Source organism: Pedobacter immunditicola (assembly GCF_037482985.1).
Taxonomy (GTDB): domain Bacteria; phylum Bacteroidota; class Bacteroidia; order Sphingobacteriales; family Sphingobacteriaceae; genus Pedobacter; species Pedobacter immunditicola.
On the sequence record NZ_JBBHKC010000002.1, the window covers coordinates 201,487 to 217,156 of the forward strand.

The 15,670-nt window shown below is 42.5% G+C and carries 11 protein-coding genes; all 11 read left to right on the top strand.

The features are described 5' to 3' along the window. Window positions 1-8 precede the first annotated feature (8 nt). The 11 genes from WG905_RS03475 (at window position 9) to WG905_RS03525 (ending at window position 15,602) form a co-directional block, all read left to right on the top strand. Entirely contained in the window at window positions 9-1,211 is a 1,203-nt protein-coding gene (locus WG905_RS03475; RefSeq protein ID WP_339590310.1) for a glycosyltransferase family 4 protein, read from the top strand. Then, the gene (locus WG905_RS03480; protein WP_339590311.1) at window positions 1,198-2,862 is read left to right on the top strand and encodes a glycosyltransferase; all 1,665 of its coding nucleotides are present in this window, start codon (window positions 1,198-1,200) and stop codon (window positions 2,860-2,862) included. Before WG905_RS03475 ends, WG905_RS03480 begins: the two co-directional genes overlap by 14 nt. Beyond that, the gene (locus tag WG905_RS03485) at window positions 2,859-3,710 is read left to right on the top strand and encodes a glycosyltransferase family 2 protein (protein ID WP_339590312.1); all 852 of its coding nucleotides are present in this window, start codon (window positions 2,859-2,861) and stop codon (window positions 3,708-3,710) included. Before WG905_RS03480 ends, WG905_RS03485 begins: the two co-directional genes overlap by 4 nt. A gap of 12 nt (window positions 3,711-3,722) precedes the next feature. Further along, window positions 3,723-4,481 (top strand): glycosyltransferase family 2 protein, encoded by a 759-nt coding sequence (locus WG905_RS03490; protein ID WP_339590313.1) that lies wholly within the window; start codon window positions 3,723-3,725, stop codon window positions 4,479-4,481. A 47-nt stretch (window positions 4,482-4,528) separates the two neighbouring features. Then, window positions 4,529-5,692, top strand: coding sequence for an MraY family glycosyltransferase (locus WG905_RS03495; protein WP_339590314.1), 1,164 nt, complete (start codon window positions 4,529-4,531; stop codon window positions 5,690-5,692). Between the two features lie 8 nt (window positions 5,693-5,700). After that, window positions 5,701-7,326: a hypothetical protein gene (locus WG905_RS03500; RefSeq protein WP_339590315.1), complete on the top strand. Its 1,626-nt coding sequence runs from the start codon at window positions 5,701-5,703 to the stop codon at window positions 7,324-7,326. Between the two features lie 21 nt (window positions 7,327-7,347). After that, a complete protein-coding gene (locus tag WG905_RS03505; protein ID WP_339590316.1) occupies window positions 7,348-9,039 on the top strand; it encodes a capsule assembly Wzi family protein in 1,692 nt (563 codons plus the stop codon). 203 nt (window positions 9,040-9,242) lie between these two features. Continuing rightward, on the top strand, window positions 9,243-10,925 hold the full coding sequence (locus tag WG905_RS03510; protein ID WP_339590317.1) for a capsule assembly Wzi family protein: 1,683 nt from the start codon (window positions 9,243-9,245) through the stop codon (window positions 10,923-10,925). Window positions 10,926-11,079: 154 nt separating this feature from the next. Beyond that, window positions 11,080-11,883: a polysaccharide biosynthesis/export family protein gene (locus tag WG905_RS03515; RefSeq protein WP_339590318.1), complete on the top strand. Its 804-nt coding sequence runs from the start codon at window positions 11,080-11,082 to the stop codon at window positions 11,881-11,883. Window positions 11,884-11,900: 17 nt separating this feature from the next. Beyond that, entirely contained in the window at window positions 11,901-14,288 is a 2,388-nt protein-coding gene (locus WG905_RS03520) for a GumC family protein (RefSeq protein WP_339590319.1), read from the top strand. Next, window positions 14,289-15,602, top strand: coding sequence for a nucleotide sugar dehydrogenase (locus tag WG905_RS03525; RefSeq protein ID WP_339590320.1), 1,314 nt, complete (start codon window positions 14,289-14,291; stop codon window positions 15,600-15,602). It begins immediately after the preceding gene. The last annotated feature ends 68 nt before the right edge of the window (window positions 15,603-15,670 follow it).

The window sequence follows — 15,670 nt, forward strand, 5'->3', positions numbered from 1 at the left end:
GTTGAGCGATGTTAAAAGTGATATTTATAGGACACAGGGATTTATACTTCGGGGCAGAATCTGTGATGCTTCGCGTCATCAGGTTATTAAAAAACAAAGGAATTGCTGAGCCACTGGTCGTCTTGCCAAAATCTTCCGATGATGGCTTTAGCGCCCAGTGTAAATTGATGGACATCAAACCCATAAAAGTCGCGCGTTACAAACTCATCGGTGGCAGCTTATTTCGTAGTGTGCTATGCGTGATTTATAATACCGTTGCCTTATTAAAATTGGGCCTGTATTTTAGAAAAAAAAAGGGAAATGTGGTTTATACCAATACTTCTGTAAATATCATGGGTCCCATGCTTTCGCTGTTCTTAAATTTGCCGCATTTATGGCACTTTCATGAACAGCCTACACCAGGTAAGTATAAATGGATCCAACCGGGATTATTCCCCTTCTTTCGTTTTTTGATCAATAGAAAAAACACCACTGTAATTTTTATATCCAGGACGCAAAAATCCCTTTGGGAAAAGGAATTCGGTTTTCAGATCAGGAATAGTATCGTTGTCTATACACCAGCCGGAAAAATCGCAGAACCAGCTGCATCAGTACTACCTTCTTCAGCGGTACAATTTGATTTAGGCTCGGCCGCAAAAAACAGCTCAAACATTCTTGAAAAAGAGACAGTTACTTTTGGGTTTTTAGGGAGTTGGACGCCTTCTAAAAATTTACTGAGCCTGCTAGAGGCCTTCGCTAAGCTAAGGACGCACTATCCACAATTTAAAACCCGTATGGTGTTGATGGGCGCAGGAGAACTGGAAAGCGAGCTTGTATCACAAATTAACGTTTTAGGGTTACAAAACAACGTGACACTTTTGCCGCATTCAACTGAGGTCCTTCCCTTTTTTAATCAACTAGATGTGTTTGTTTTGCCATCCTGGTTTGAGTCATGGGGCCTTGCAGCACTTGAAGCCATCGAACAGAAGAAAGCATTGATCTTAACAAGTCATTCGGGCCTGGCGGAAATCCTTGTTGAGCATAGCGATTGTCTTTACACAGATCCACAACACGAGGGTACACTCTATAGGGCAATGGAATACTTGTTGCTTCATCCCGATCATCGGATTGATATGGCAAATCATGCCTACCATACACTCCAGGGCCTGCAGCTCGATACGCAATTCGAACAGGCAATTGTCTCTTTGTTTAAGCAATATGAAGTACCATGAAGTTTTTTATTGCCAGTTATTACCTGTTGTTGTTTTATATCAGCAAAACATCGGTCAGTCCTTAACCCTACAAAGTCTGCAACTCAACCTGGAACGTTCAGGGCTCAGGATGGATATTTTTGTATATGACAATAGTCCTGAACCACAAGCCGTAGAACCGGAGTTTCCCTGGAAATCCTTTAACGTTTATTATGCCCATGATCCGGATAACGGTGGTTTAAGTAAAGCATATAATACTGCGGCAGTAAGAGCCCGGTTGTTAAAAAAAACATGGTTATTGCTGCTGGATCAGGATACGATATTTAGCGTAGATTTTTTGGAAGTCTATGCGCATACAGTTAATGAAAATCCACAGTTAGAAATATTCGCTCCTTTACTTCAACTGGAGCGTGGGAAAATCTTTTCGCCATGCCTGCTGCGGCATAAAAGAGGTTATCCGCCAAGAAAAATAGCATCCGGAAAGCATCGCCTCTCCGTGTATAGTCCCGTAAACAGTGGCCTTTTGGTGAGCCTTAACCTATTTTTAAAAGTTGGCGGTTATAATGAGAAACTAAAAATTGACTTCTGTGATTTTCAGTTCCTGGAAAAAGTCAGGAAGGTTTCACCTTATTTCTTCCTGACCACAGCCACGGGGTTGCAGAACTACTCCAATGCTGAAAAGTCCGTTCAAAAGCAGCAGCACAGGTTCAGGATGTACCTGCTTGATGCAATCAATAGCGATAAGCCATCGCTTGCTGACGAAATCGGTTTTTTCTACGCGGTAACCCGTCATACACTCGGACTGACCATCAAACTCCGGAGTTTATCTTTCCTGGGTTTATACTTCCATTATTATTTAACCCATTACCTGCAGGCTACAGCCGCACCGGAACCTACGCCCCAGTCAGCTAGTCGAAAGGATCAGTTATTACAACTGGAAGAAACTGAGCATAATTATCATTCCGTTTGCATGGCCACTTTTAACGGTGAAAAGTATATCGGCGCACAAATTGAATCTATCCTGGCCCAGCTTGGCCCTGATGATGAGCTGATCATTTCAGATGATGGTTCGACTGATCAAACGGTGGAGATCATCAAAACATTCAGCGATTCGCGCATTAAACTTTTTCAGGATTATATTTTCAGGGACCCTATAAAAAACTTCCAGCATGCCCTTCGAAAATCAAGTGGAAAGTATATCTTTTTATCTGATCAGGATGACGTTTGGATGGAAGGCAAATACACGCTGATGCTGCAAAAATTGGAGAAATACGACCTGGTGATCAGTGATTCGCTGATTGTAGACCAGGAGCTGAAAGTGCTCCATCCTTCTTTTTTCGACTATTTCAGTTCCGGAAGGGGGCTGCTCAAAAATATGTTTAAAAGTTCTTATTACGGGTCATGTATGGCATTTAACAGGAATGTGCTGGAAGCAGCCTTGCCTTTCCCGGATACCAAGGAAATTGGACACGACTTATGGATCGGGCTGGTCGCGGAACTTAGGTTCTCCGTATTTTTCTTTAGGGAGCCCCTGATCAAGTACAGAAGGCATGAGGCTGTTTTTACCTCTAAAAGGGTGGGCAAGAGCAAGCGAAACCTCATACAAATGCTCAACGGGCGATTCATCATGACAAAAGAGATTATCAAATTTTTAGTAAGGAGCAGATCATGATCAGGGCAATCAAAAGAAAATTACAGACGGTTAAAACTTATCTCTATCCCTTATACTGGCAGCTAGCCAGGTTTGGCTGGCGCCTTTTGCCATTAAAAAAAGCGTCTGAAATTCGAAATCATCAATATACGATAGGGATCACCACTTACCTGGACCGCTATGAAACACTGTTCAAACCTTTCCTGCTGCAGTTGCTTAAAATATTTCCTGAAACAGAAATTGTGGTTACGGTTAACGGGCATTATAACAGGGATTCCCAATTGCTTTACCTGGAGCACATCCGGTCTTTTTTAAAACAATTCCCGAATGTCAAGGTTATAACTTTCGTTGAAGCACAAGGTTTAAGCAAGCTCTGGAACCTCATCATTGTAAATAGCAGCAATGAACGCTTCCTCATTTTAAACGATGACCTGGAAATCTCTCCCTTGTTTAGAAAGGACCTTGAGCAATCAGGTATTTTATCCGAAAGGATTGCGCTACTCAATCAAAGCTGGAGCCATTTTATGATCTCCAGGGAGATCGTCAACCTGGTGGGTTGGTTTGACGAACGGTTTCCTGCGATCGGGAATGAGGACGAAGACTATGAAAGCAGGCTTGTTTTAAAACAAGTTGATTTGAGCTTCTTTCACTTCAGAAGTATCAAAGCAATTCTTACCATACCTGTTACCTATTCATATGGGGAACAGGTTGATATCATTAATACAAAATATCTAAAAGCTAACAAAGTGTTTTTTGACACTAAATGGGACACAGTAGCACAACCGACTGAAGGGTATCATTATGTACGGATCTTAAACGCCTGGGTGAAACTCAAAGAAGGGATGGACACACCGCGATTTTACAGTTAAATTGATATAAAAATGATTGCAGGTTTAGTTTCGGTCATCACCCCCATGTACAACGGTGAAAGATTTGTTGAGCAAACTATAAATTCTGTTATAGGGCAGACGTATACGTCATGGGAAATGATCATCATAGATGATGGATCAAAAGACAACGGTCATGCCCTGGTGACCCGTTATGCAGCGCAAGATTCCCGGATAACCGTCCACAGCCAGGTCAATACGGGCTCTGCGGGGGCAAGAAATAAAGGCATCAGGTGTGCCAAAGGACAATATATTGCCTTATTAGATGCTGATGATACCTGGAATCCGGAATTCCTGGAAAAGCAGCTGAAGTTAATGAAGGAAAAGAATGCTGAACTGGTCTATGCATCACATACCAGGATCGATGCAGCGGGGAAGGAATGTTTGAGGCCATTTCTAGCCTCTGAAAAGGAAGACTACTACTCCATGCTTAAAACTTGTTCCATTTCTTGTCTGACAGGCCTTTATGATACCAAAACCTTTGGGAAAATATACCTGCGCGAAGACTTGAAAAGCAATAGGGATGATTACGTTTACTGGCTCGACATCCTTAAAAAGGTAAAAGTTGCTTATGGGAATAGAGAAATTCTTGCTAATTACAGGATGTTGAATACTTCTGCAACAGCTAATAAAAGCAAGGTGATTATTCCGCAGTTTATGGTGCTTTATAAAGTCGAGAATTTAGGTTTGTTAAAAAGTGTGTACTATTTAACAAATTGGGCTTTTTATGGGTTTTTAAAATATAAAGAATAGGCCTTGGCGTTATTCTTGCTTGTGCATTGATATGTAAAAATTACTATATGGTATTTATCATCATCTTTTTTTGCAGCCTTTTAATTGTAGCCTTTGCTATTCCCCCGATCATAAAAGTGTCTTTTGAAAAAAGATTATTTGATGATCCTACAGAAAGCCGTAAAGTACACAGTCGCATTGTACCTAATTTTGGTGGAATCGCCATATTTTCAGGCTTTTTATTGTCGTCCGCTTTATTTATCCCTACACAGATTTTGCCAGAAGCTAACCTATTAATGGCGGCGGGGCTTATTTTGTTTATGACCGGGTTAAAGGATGACATTGTGGGTTTAAGTCCGCTTAAGAAATTCATCGCCCAATTTGCCAGTGCATTTATCATTGCGGTCATGGCGGATCTTCGCATAGCAGATTTAAACGGCATTTTCGGCTACCATGAACTGCCCTATATGGTGAGCATTATCCTGACTGCCCTTTTTATTGTCGGGATCGTCAATGCGTTCAACCTGATTGATGGTGTTGATGGGCTGGCAGCATCCCTGGGGGTGATATTTAGTTTAATGTACGCTTGTCTGTTCTTTAAGGCAGGTGAATTGGGTTGGGCTTATTTATCCATTTCACTGGCGGGTGGCCTTGTCGGATTTTTGTTCTATAACCTGAGTCCCGCAAAGATCTTCATGGGTGACCTGGGCTCCTTGTTAACCGGTTTTATTGCAGCCGTCCTCAGTCTTAAATTCATGAATATCAGTAATACGCAGGACATTTTCATTGGGACTTTAAAGATCAGCTCTGCGGCAGGGCTTGTGCTGGCGATTTTGATTATACCCATTTTCGATACCATCCGGGTTTTCACGCTTCGCATTTTACGTAACACTTCACCTTTCACAGCAGATCGTAACCATGTCCATCACCGCTTGCTTTTTGTGGGTTTAAGTCATGTACAAACTACCCTGGTGCTTTCTGTGATCAATGTTTTGTTCATTGCTTTGGCACTTTGTGTGCAACCAATTGGCAATACAGCATTGCTGGGCTTGCTGATTTTCGTTATCATTGTAGTAAATAGCGCAATGTCTCTCTATATTGAACGTTATAAAAAAGCCTTATTTACCAAGGTAAATTTACCCGGTTCAGTACAATATAAAAATAAAGAGCAGGAGGCTGGTCACAAAAGGAAATTTGGTGATACAGTTCTTGAGAAAATAGTAGAAAATTAAGTATACACATGACCAAACGACCAAGCTGCTTTGCAGTTAGTATAACATTAAGAATAGCGCTAAGTTTAATATTTACAACCACCATTTTTGCCGCAAATGCGCAGTCAGAGTTGTTACCATTAGGACAAGATCTCCAGTTAAAACTGGGCAGAAAAATTTACTTTGATACCGCCGGTAGAACTCACACGGCATTACAACGATACTATACCAACGACCTGAGCACCGATAGTGTAAGTCAGGATAGCTTGCTGCGTTCGCTCTATCCGGAACGTAAAGCATGGCAAAGTAAAAACTGGCTTTACAGGAAGTTATTTACCGAGCACTTGGTGGAAGTGAATACCGACGAGTATTCCTTTTACCTCGATTTCTTACCCGATCTGCAAGTGGGTAAACAAAATGGAAACAGTTTGTGGCTCAATACCAGGGGCGTAGAATTTGCGGGTAGAATTGGAAAGAAATTCGCTTTTACCAGTCATTTTTTCGAAAACCAAGGCAAGTTTTCAGATTACATGGCTAACTACATCTATACAAGCAGGGTGGTACCAGGCCAGGGTTATGCCAAAGCTTACGAAAACAACAAGTTTGACTATCATTATTCCGGTGCTACATTATCTTACACACCATCAAAATATATAAATTTTCAATTAGGCTACGATAAAAACTTTATTGGTGATGGTTACCGTTCACTTTTATTATCCGATAACAGTTATAATTATCCTTTCATTAAAGCAACCGGCACCTTGGGTAAGGTGCGTTACATGGCGATGTTCGCCCAGTTTATAGATTTTCAGGATACGCCTTATGATGAGCGCACCATTCCTTATCCTAAAAAGTACGGTGTTTTTCATTACCTGAGTTATAATGTGAACAAACGTTTGAGTTTAGGATTATTTCAGAATGTGATTTGGGAGCCAAGAGGTTTTGAATTTAGTTATTTTGTGCCCTTGATGATTTTAAGGTCTGCGGAACATGCGAATGGATCTCCGGATAAGGTACTCTATGGCTTAAATGCAAGTTATAAAATAGCAGACCGTTATGTTGGATACGGTCAGTTGATGATCAATGAGTTCACTGCAAAGAAGATGTTTTCACGTACGGGCTATTGGGCGAACAAGCAAGGCGTACAGTTGGGTATCAAAGGATTCGATATTTTTAAGGTCAATAATTTAAATGCGCAGCTGGAAGCGAACATCGTACGACCATATTCCTACTCTTCAAGGACACATATGACGAACTATGGTCATTTTGGTCAACCACTGGCGCATCCTTATGGTGCTAACTTCAAGGAGTATTTGAGCATTTTCAGTTATAGATTTAAGAATTTTGATGCGCGGTTGCAGTTAACCAAGGCCACCTATGGATTAGATGTAGACAGTGTAAGCTATGGCAAAGACATCTATAAATCTTATTTTACACGTCCGGGTGATGAAGGTGTTTTTATCGGACATGGCTTAAAAACCAATTTGTTCTATGCCCAGGCTACCTTAGCGTACATCTTAAACCCAAAAAACAACCTGCGTATTGAAATTGGCTATACGCATCGGAATGAAAATAACGCCCAGTATACAGATAAACAACAAATTTTTAATATCGGCTTGCGGTCTTCGTTCAGGAACATCTATAAAGATTTTTAACGTCTAGCAAACACTTAAACAATGAAATATTGGACCTTGTTAATCGGCATGTTTATATGCGTCGGGCAAGACCTTAGTGCCCAAACTTTACCTGTTGGTTTGTTAAATGGTGTAGAAGATACTTACCGCAGACAACAACTTTTAGGGAATGACCGGTCTAACCGGTCCTATATGATCAGGCCCTTGTATATTACGGAATTTGACCAGTTGTCTAAGGTGGAAGAAACTGAAAATGGCGCCATATCCCTGACTGATTACCGAAGACAGGTGTACACCGGTTTCAAAGGAAAGGTGAATGTTTATGCCTTGCCTGTCGCCTGGCAGCAGCAAATGAATACCCATCACCCTTATGGGATGAACGATGGCTCCATGATCCAGGCAAAGGGTTATCAAACACAATTGTCCGGGGGATTTTACGCAGAAATTGGTCCGCTTCGTGTTCAATTCAGGCCCGAATATGTTTATGCTAAAAATGAATTCTTCACCATCTTACAGGAAAGCAACCTGACCAAGGGGTTCAAAGAAGCCGAAATGATTTATGTGCTCAACAGGATAGACAATCCGGAGCGATATGGGGTACATAAATATGCAGATAAAAGTCTTGGACAAAGCAGTATCAGGCTGAATTTTGACCCCATCTCTATCGGGATTTCCAATGAAAATTTATGGTGGGGGCCTGGAGTCAAGAATGCCCTGCTCATGACCAACAATGCGGCAGGTTTTAAGCACCTTACCTTAAATACAACGCGGCCCGTAGATATTTACATCGGTCACCTGGAAGCCCAGTTGATTGCTGGAAAACTAGTCAGGTCAGGCGTGGAGAATGTTTTGTCGGCGACTGTTCCAAAGGTTAATGACTGGCGTTATATCAATGGCATTGCCCTGAGTTACCAGCCTAAATGGGTCCCGAATTTATTTGTTGGTTTTGATCATGCTTTTATCATCTATAACCATGCACTGGGAAAGGGATTCAGTGATTTTATGCCGGTACTGACCTTCTCTGAAAAACCAAATTATCCAGACAAGGAGGGTTATATCAATGGGCAGGGGGAGCAGCAACGGGACCAGTATATCTCCTGGTTTGCGCGTTATATCCTGCCCGCTGCTAAGGCTGAAGTCTATTTTCAATGGGGTAAAAACGACAGGCCTTTCAATGCGCGTAACCTGGCCACCAAGCCAGATCATACCCGTGCCTATATTTTTGGCTTCCGTAAGCTCCTGCCTTTAAGCAGGCCAGCGGAATATATACTGTTCGAAACAGAGGTCACCCAGCTTGCGAAGCCTCCTTCAGGGAACAAGTTTAACAGTGGGGAATCCTGGTACACACATGCGCAGGTCCGCGATGGATACACCCATGTTGGCCAGGTGTTGGGGGCGGGCATTGGCCCGGGAAGCAATATGCAGTCCTTTGATGTCAGCTGGGTCAAAGGGCTCAAAAAAATAGGTGTCGGTGTAGAGCGGGTCGACCAGAACAGCGACTTATTTTATCAGACCGGCTCCACAGACGCAAGGCGGCACTGGGTAGATCTGGGTATCAACGGGAAGTTAAACTGGAATTTCAATAAGCTGGTGGTTAATTCTCAACTCACCTATATTCATTCATTCAATTACCATTATGGATTGTTTCAGCAAAAGGGGAATGGACCCTGGGACTGGGATCAACAGGATGTCGATAATTTACACCTCAAACTAGGTCTCTTATACCGGTTTTAATCATAATTTTTAATAGGCCGTAGTGCTGCGGTTAGCGCATTACTACAAGGCTGTTTCATTTGTTCAGCCGTTTGGCTGAGGAGTGCAGCATTACGCCCAGCTGTAATTAAGCTGCGCCAACCATCAAACCAGGTTTTGCTAAAGGCCAACCGTATCAAGCTTAATATTCAACAGAAATAGGATTTAACTAATAGGTTAAAGGTATGAACTTCAAGGGGATTGCATTACTGCTCTGTGCCATGTTTTTGGTAACGGTGACTTATGCTCAAACATTACCGGTCGGGTTGTTACATGACACAGATGATTATTTCCGGCGACAACAATTGTTAGGAAATGATAGTTTGCGGTCGTCCTTTATGATCAGGCCGCTTTATATCTCGGAAAAGAATAACGTAAAACTTTCAGACGATTTATACCTCGAGGATTTAAACAGGCTACTCGTTTCCATTCCTACGTTAAAATCAAAGATTTATGCGTTACCGATCGTCTGGCGGCAACAATATAATTCACATCATCCCTATGGAATGAATGATGGGGCAATGATTCCTGCCAAAGGGTATCAAACCACGATTTCGGCGGGTTTTTTTGCAGCCATAGGCCCTTTGCACCTTCAGTTCAGGCCTGAATTTGTATATGCCGCGAATCAAAACTTCCGAAAGATCCATGAATTAGACAATGGCAGGCAATTTGAAAGTGGCTATGCCAATTATTACAATAGCATTGATGCGCCCGAACAATTCGGTAATGACACTTATAGTCAGTTTAACTGGGGTCAAAGCAGCATCAGGCTAAACGTGGGGCCTGTTTCCCTGGGTTTATCAAACGAAAACCTTTGGTGGGGGCCAGGTATCCGAAGTTCCTTGCTGATGAGCAATCATGCAGCCGGTTTTAAACATTTGACTTTAAATACGATCAGGCCAGTAAAAACACCAGTTGGCTCTTTTGAAGCGCAGCTTATTGCCGGCAGGCTGGATTCATCAGGGATAGCAACGCCGGCTGGTCCGCTTCGAAGAAATAAAACCGACGATTGGCGTTACCTTTCCGGCTTTGCACTTACTTTCCAGCCCAAATGGATTCCTAATTTATATTTCGGCTTCGACCGTACTTTCATTGTATACCATAATAATGTGGGGAGCAGCTTTGGGGATTACTTCCCGGTATTTTCAGCGGTACAGAAAAAGGATGTAAAATTCGACGGATCTACAGGCTCTGATGAGGAAGATCCAAGGAAGTTTGATCAGCGACTTTCTTTTTCAGCGCGATGGGTGATGCCGGAGGCCAATGCGGAGATCTATTTCCAATATGGAAAAAATGACCATAATTACAATTACCGGGATGCCTTTGTAGAACCTGAACACAGCAGGGCTTATGTAGCTGGATTCCGAAAACTATTTGCGTTGCGGAAGAGCGACACTTACCTCCAGGCAGGGATAGAAGTGACGCAGCTGGAGGCAGCGCTGACGAAGATCACGCGGGGTGCAGGTTATTGGTATAGCCATAGCTCGATCAGACATGGTTATACCAACGAAGGGCAGGTATTGGGGGCGGGCATAGGAAGCGGAAGTAACCTGCAGTCGTTGGATGTGAGCTGGGTGAGTGGCTTAAAAAGAATTGGCCTGCAATTCGAGCGGATTGTCCATAACAACGACCTTTTTTACAGGGCTTTCCGGTCCAATCCTGATATCCGGAGACATTGGGTTGACCTGGGTGTTACCGGCAAACTCGACTGGGACTACAACAGATTCATACTTAATGCCCAGGTGGCTTATATCAGGTCGTTAAATTACCAGTGGGCGCTTGAAGACCCCAGCGATTCCTTCTGGGACTGGAATAAACAGGATACAGATAACTTTCATTTAAATATAGGTTTGCTCTACAGGTTTTAAGTAAATCTATAGGTTTTAAGTAAAAACAAGTCTTTTTATACTTTAACTTATTATTTAAAAATAGCCATTTTGTGTTTACAAAAAGATCATAAATGTTTAAAACATAATCCATATATATTATCTTTATAATTATAAATTAAATGCTCAAATCGAAATGCGAAAAAGTATCATCTTATTTATTGTGATCTCTGCGATCATTAGCTCCTGCGCGTCGAACAAACAATTACAGTATTTTAATGATCTCCCTGAATCCGACCGGATTGAACTGCCGCATATGTCGCAGGTTGAACGCACGGTGCAGGATGGTGACCGTTTACTAGTGACTATAGGGGCACAAGATCCCGAGGCTGCCGAATTATTCAATGCCTACGGTGGGATATCCTCATCCGGGGTTCGAACATCCAGTGGTGGTGGTGGTGGCGCCGCCGGAGCAATAAGAGGTGAATCTGAACTTGCAGGGATGCTGGTTGATGCCGATGGGACCATTGAGCTGCCCTATGTTGGTAAAATTCCCGCATCTGGCCTTACCGCCATGCAATTAAAAGAGAAGCTTACCGATACCTTAGGGAAATACCTGAGGGGACCATTGGTGACAGTGAAGTTTTTCCAGATAAAGTTTACCGTTTTAGGGGAGGTCCGTAACCCCGGCACTTTCACCTTACCCTTACAGCGGACTACCTTCCTTGATGCTTTGGGCGCCGCCGGGGATTTGCCTGTATCTGCTAAACGATACGATATCCAGATATACAGAGATTACGACGGAAAGCGGACCATTTTCAAAATTGATTTACGAAAGAAAGACATCCTTTATGATGCGGAGCTTTTCCAGATCAAGCATAACGATGTCATCTATGTTCAACCGAGAGACAGTCGCCGCTTTAGTGAAGAAAGCCGTTTTTATGCTTCTATGCTGACCCTGGGCATTGGTATCGTCGCTGTGTTTACTAATATTTTTTAATTTAAAACTATTGTTTGATGGAAGACTTTTTTGAAGATGAAAATACCCAGTCGGAAGTTCGGTCTTTTGACTTAAAACATTATTTAACTAAATTAATTGAAAACTATGTCTGGATCATTATCTCGCTGTTGATATTATTGTTTGTTGCCTTTGTCTATTTAAGGTATACCACCCCAAAACATCAGCTTACAGGGTATATCATCGTGGGCGGACAGGCACTGGAGCCAGGTGCCAATGATGTTCTGGCGAATGTGGGATTAATCAGTGGGTCTGAAAATACCGCATCTATTGTCAGTAATGAGATATTTATCCTTCGCTCGCACCAGTTAAACGGACAAGTGGTGGATTCTCTTCAACTGGATGTCGCCATTTCAAAACTAGGGCATGTGAGAAACACGCCTGTACTTGCGGATTCCATGCCGGTAAAAATAGAAGTCGGAAGAATAGATCCGAATTTTACCAGCCCAGAATATAAACTCCACCTTAACAACAAGAACTTTAGCATTAAAGATGCAAATTCCGAATACGAGGGCACTTATGGCAAGCCTGTATTCCTGAAATCAGACACGGTGCTGATCAGTAAGAAGCCTGGGGTGCCTGTAAAGGAAAACGATTATTCTCTGCAGCTTTTCAGCAGGACCGGCGCAATAAAGACCTATCTGACGAGGTTAACAGTGGAACAAGCCAAGAACGGAGGCTTAGGTTTACTGAAGATTGCTGTCGTAGATGAACTGCCTGAGCGCGCGGACCGTTATATCCAGATACTCATCCATTCTTATAATGTTTCCTATCTTGATTATCAGAACCAGGCTGTCAAAAGAGCCATTGTTTTCCTGGGAGACCGCCTGGATACGGTCAGTAAAGAATTAAGCCAGCAGGAAAATGCATTGCGCGATTTTAAGGCATCCAACCAGATTTACGATGTATCTACCTCCGCGCAGGCTTTGTTAACCAATATGCAGACGCTGGATACAGAAAAAAACCTGAGTGAGTTCCAGGGGGAGTTATTAAGCCTGGTAGAAAAAAGCGTGAAAAATCCACCTGGCAAGGAAGAAATTATTGCTTCCACGAGCGGCCTGATGGATCCGGTATTAAATTCGCAAGTGGCCAGCTTTAATGAACTGGTCCTTCGCAAACAGCTGATTCTCAATTCAGGAACTAAAGATGATCCGCGCTTGCTGCCCATTGAAGATCAGTTAGCAGATATGCGGAAAAATATCCTGAAGAATATTGTTAACATGAGAAATCAGAACAACGCTGCCCGGCGTAATGTGGCCTCTCAGGAAAATAAGCTGACAAGCCGTTTTAACGTGCTTCCTGAAAAGGAGAAGCAATTTGTTGAATTGAACAGGAAATACACGATTAAGGAAACGCAATATATCTTCCTGCTGCAAAAGAAGGAGGAGACAGAAATTCAGTTGGTTTCCTCTAATGCCGAGCGCTCCAGGCCTGTGGATGATATTCTCAACGATGGCATTGTTTTCCCGGTCAAAAGCCTCACTTATGCGATAGCGGCACTGCTGGGATTGCTGATTCCCTCCTCCGTTGTGTTAGTGAATGTGTTGATGAATCAGAAGATCGAGACCAGGAAAGAAATCGAAAAGGGAACCAATGTGCCTATTCTGGGGGAACTAAGTTTAAGTAAAACGGAGGGTGCGATTGCCATCACCACCAATAACCGCAGTGCCATTGCAGAACAGCTGCGGGCCATCAGAACTAACCTCTCCTTTATGGGCGCCAGCACCAAACATAAGGTGTTTGTGGTGACCTCCAGTGTAAGCGGTGAAGGGAAAAGTTTTGTAAGTCTGAATTTAGGCAATAGCCTGGCGATTACGAATAAAAGAGTCGCTGTACTGGAACTTGACTTAAGGAAACCCATCCTTTCGAGTAACCTGGGGGTAAATAATGCTGTGGGGATTTCGAACTATATCATCAATGAGAAGCTTCATCCAGAAGATATTATTCAGGAAGTAAGAGGGTGCCCAAACTTGTATTTGTTGAATTCAGGCCCTGTTCCCCCGAATCCGGGAGAATTAATTATCCATCCAAGAATGGGGGAATTGATTAATTACCTGCGGGAGAATTTTGATTTTGTCATTTTAGACTCTCCACCCGTGGGTTTAGTGGCAGATTCACTAAGTTTGGCAAAATTATCAGATATCAGTCTTTTTGTGCTTCGTCCAAATCACTCTGTGCGACCTGCTTTGCAATTAATTAACGATCTTTATAGGGAAAAGAAACTGCCGAGGCTCTCCTTAGTGATCAATGGCATCCGACCAGATAAAGGTTATGGAGGATATGGTAACTACGGCAGCAAGGGATATGGTTATTATTCGGATGATTTGAATCATAAAGACAGCAAGTTCAAAGTTTTTACAGATAAGATATTTAAACGTTCATCATAAATGAATAAACAAGAAGTAAGTACACATTCTACTGCCCGCATTGCCATTATAGGCCTTGGTTATGTGGGTTTACCTTTAGCCGTAGCCTTTGCAAAGAAATATGCCGTTACCGGATTTGATATTAACCAGCAGCGGATTGAGGAATTAGAAAATGGCCATGATCGTACTTTAGAAATTGAAGCGGAGGACTTGCTAGCTGTTCATCCAGGTCAAAATTCAACGGCGGGGCTTTCTTTCGCACATGACGCCGAGGAAATAAAAAATTGCAATGTTTATATCGTTACGGTTCCCACACCGACAGACAAAAATAACCGCCCTGTTTTAACGCCGCTGTATAAGGCCAGTGAAACCGTAGGCAGGGTTTTAAAAAAGGGAGACGTTGTTATCTATGAGTCGACGGTTTATCCGGGCGTCACGGAAGATGAATGTGTACCGGTTTTAGAGAAAATAAGCGGGTTAAAATACAATGAAGACTTTTTTGCCGGCTATTCACCGGAAAGGATAAATCCGGGAGATAAAAAACATACCGTAACCAAAATCATGAAAGTTACTTCGGGCTCCACACCTGAAAGTGCGGAATTTGTAGACCAGTTGTATAAATCTATCATCACTGCCGGAACCCATAAAGCCAGCAGCATCAAGGTTGCAGAAGCCGCTAAAGTGATTGAGAACTCGCAGCGGGACATCAATATTGCTTTTGTGAACGAGCTCAGTAAAATATTTAACCGGCTGGATATTGACACACATGAAGTTTTGCAGGCTGCGGGTACAAAATGGAACTTCCTGAACTTTAAACCAGGACTGGTGGGAGGGCATTGCATTGGTGTCGATCCTTATTACCTGGCACAGAAAGCACAGGAAATGGGCTACCACCCTGAAATTATCCTTGCGGGGAGAAGGATGAATGATGATATGGGCGCTTATGTGGCCCAGGAAGTTGTCAAATTAATGATCAAAAAAGATATTCAAATTAAAGCAGCGAAAATACTCATCCTGGGATTCACCTTTAAAGAGAACTGTCCGGATGTCCGCAACAGTAAAGTTATTGATGTGATCAATGAGTTTAAATCCTATAATACCCATGTAACCGTTTACGATCCCTGGGCAAAACCTGCAGAAGTACTGCATGAATATGGACTGGAAACCTTCAACGATTATGATCAGGTTAAAAATCAAAGTTATGATGCGATTGTTCTGGCCGTAGGGCATGAAGAGTTTAATGAACTCAACTTATCGGACTTAAAGTGTCATCAATGCATCATCTATGATGTTAAAGGCTTTCTGAAAAAAGAAGAGGTTGACGCCAGGTTGTAAGATAATATAATGTAAGTGATTGGTGTTTGTTTATTAAATGGACTCACTCCTGCCCGGTCCTATCAATC

Coding starts and splice junctions, on each gene's coding strand:
- WG905_RS03490 (WP_339590313.1), top strand. CDS start 3,723: ATGATTGCAGGTTTAGTTTCGGTCATCACCCCCATGTACAACGGTGAA.
- WG905_RS03475 (WP_339590310.1), top strand. CDS start 9: ATGTTAAAAGTGATATTTATAGGACACAGGGATTTATACTTCGGGGCA.
- WG905_RS03525 (WP_339590320.1), top strand. CDS start 14,289: ATGAATAAACAAGAAGTAAGTACACATTCTACTGCCCGCATTGCCATT.
- WG905_RS03520 (WP_339590319.1), top strand. CDS start 11,901: ATGGAAGACTTTTTTGAAGATGAAAATACCCAGTCGGAAGTTCGGTCT.
- WG905_RS03505 (WP_339590316.1), top strand. CDS start 7,348: ATGAAATATTGGACCTTGTTAATCGGCATGTTTATATGCGTCGGGCAA.
- WG905_RS03515 (WP_339590318.1), top strand. CDS start 11,080: ATGCGAAAAAGTATCATCTTATTTATTGTGATCTCTGCGATCATTAGC.
- WG905_RS03495 (WP_339590314.1), top strand. CDS start 4,529: ATGGTATTTATCATCATCTTTTTTTGCAGCCTTTTAATTGTAGCCTTT.
- WG905_RS03500 (WP_339590315.1), top strand. CDS start 5,701: ATGACCAAACGACCAAGCTGCTTTGCAGTTAGTATAACATTAAGAATA.
- WG905_RS03510 (WP_339590317.1), top strand. CDS start 9,243: ATGAACTTCAAGGGGATTGCATTACTGCTCTGTGCCATGTTTTTGGTA.
- WG905_RS03480 (WP_339590311.1), top strand. CDS start 1,198: ATGAAGTACCATGAAGTTTTTTATTGCCAGTTATTACCTGTTGTTGTT.
- WG905_RS03485 (WP_339590312.1), top strand. CDS start 2,859: ATGATCAGGGCAATCAAAAGAAAATTACAGACGGTTAAAACTTATCTC.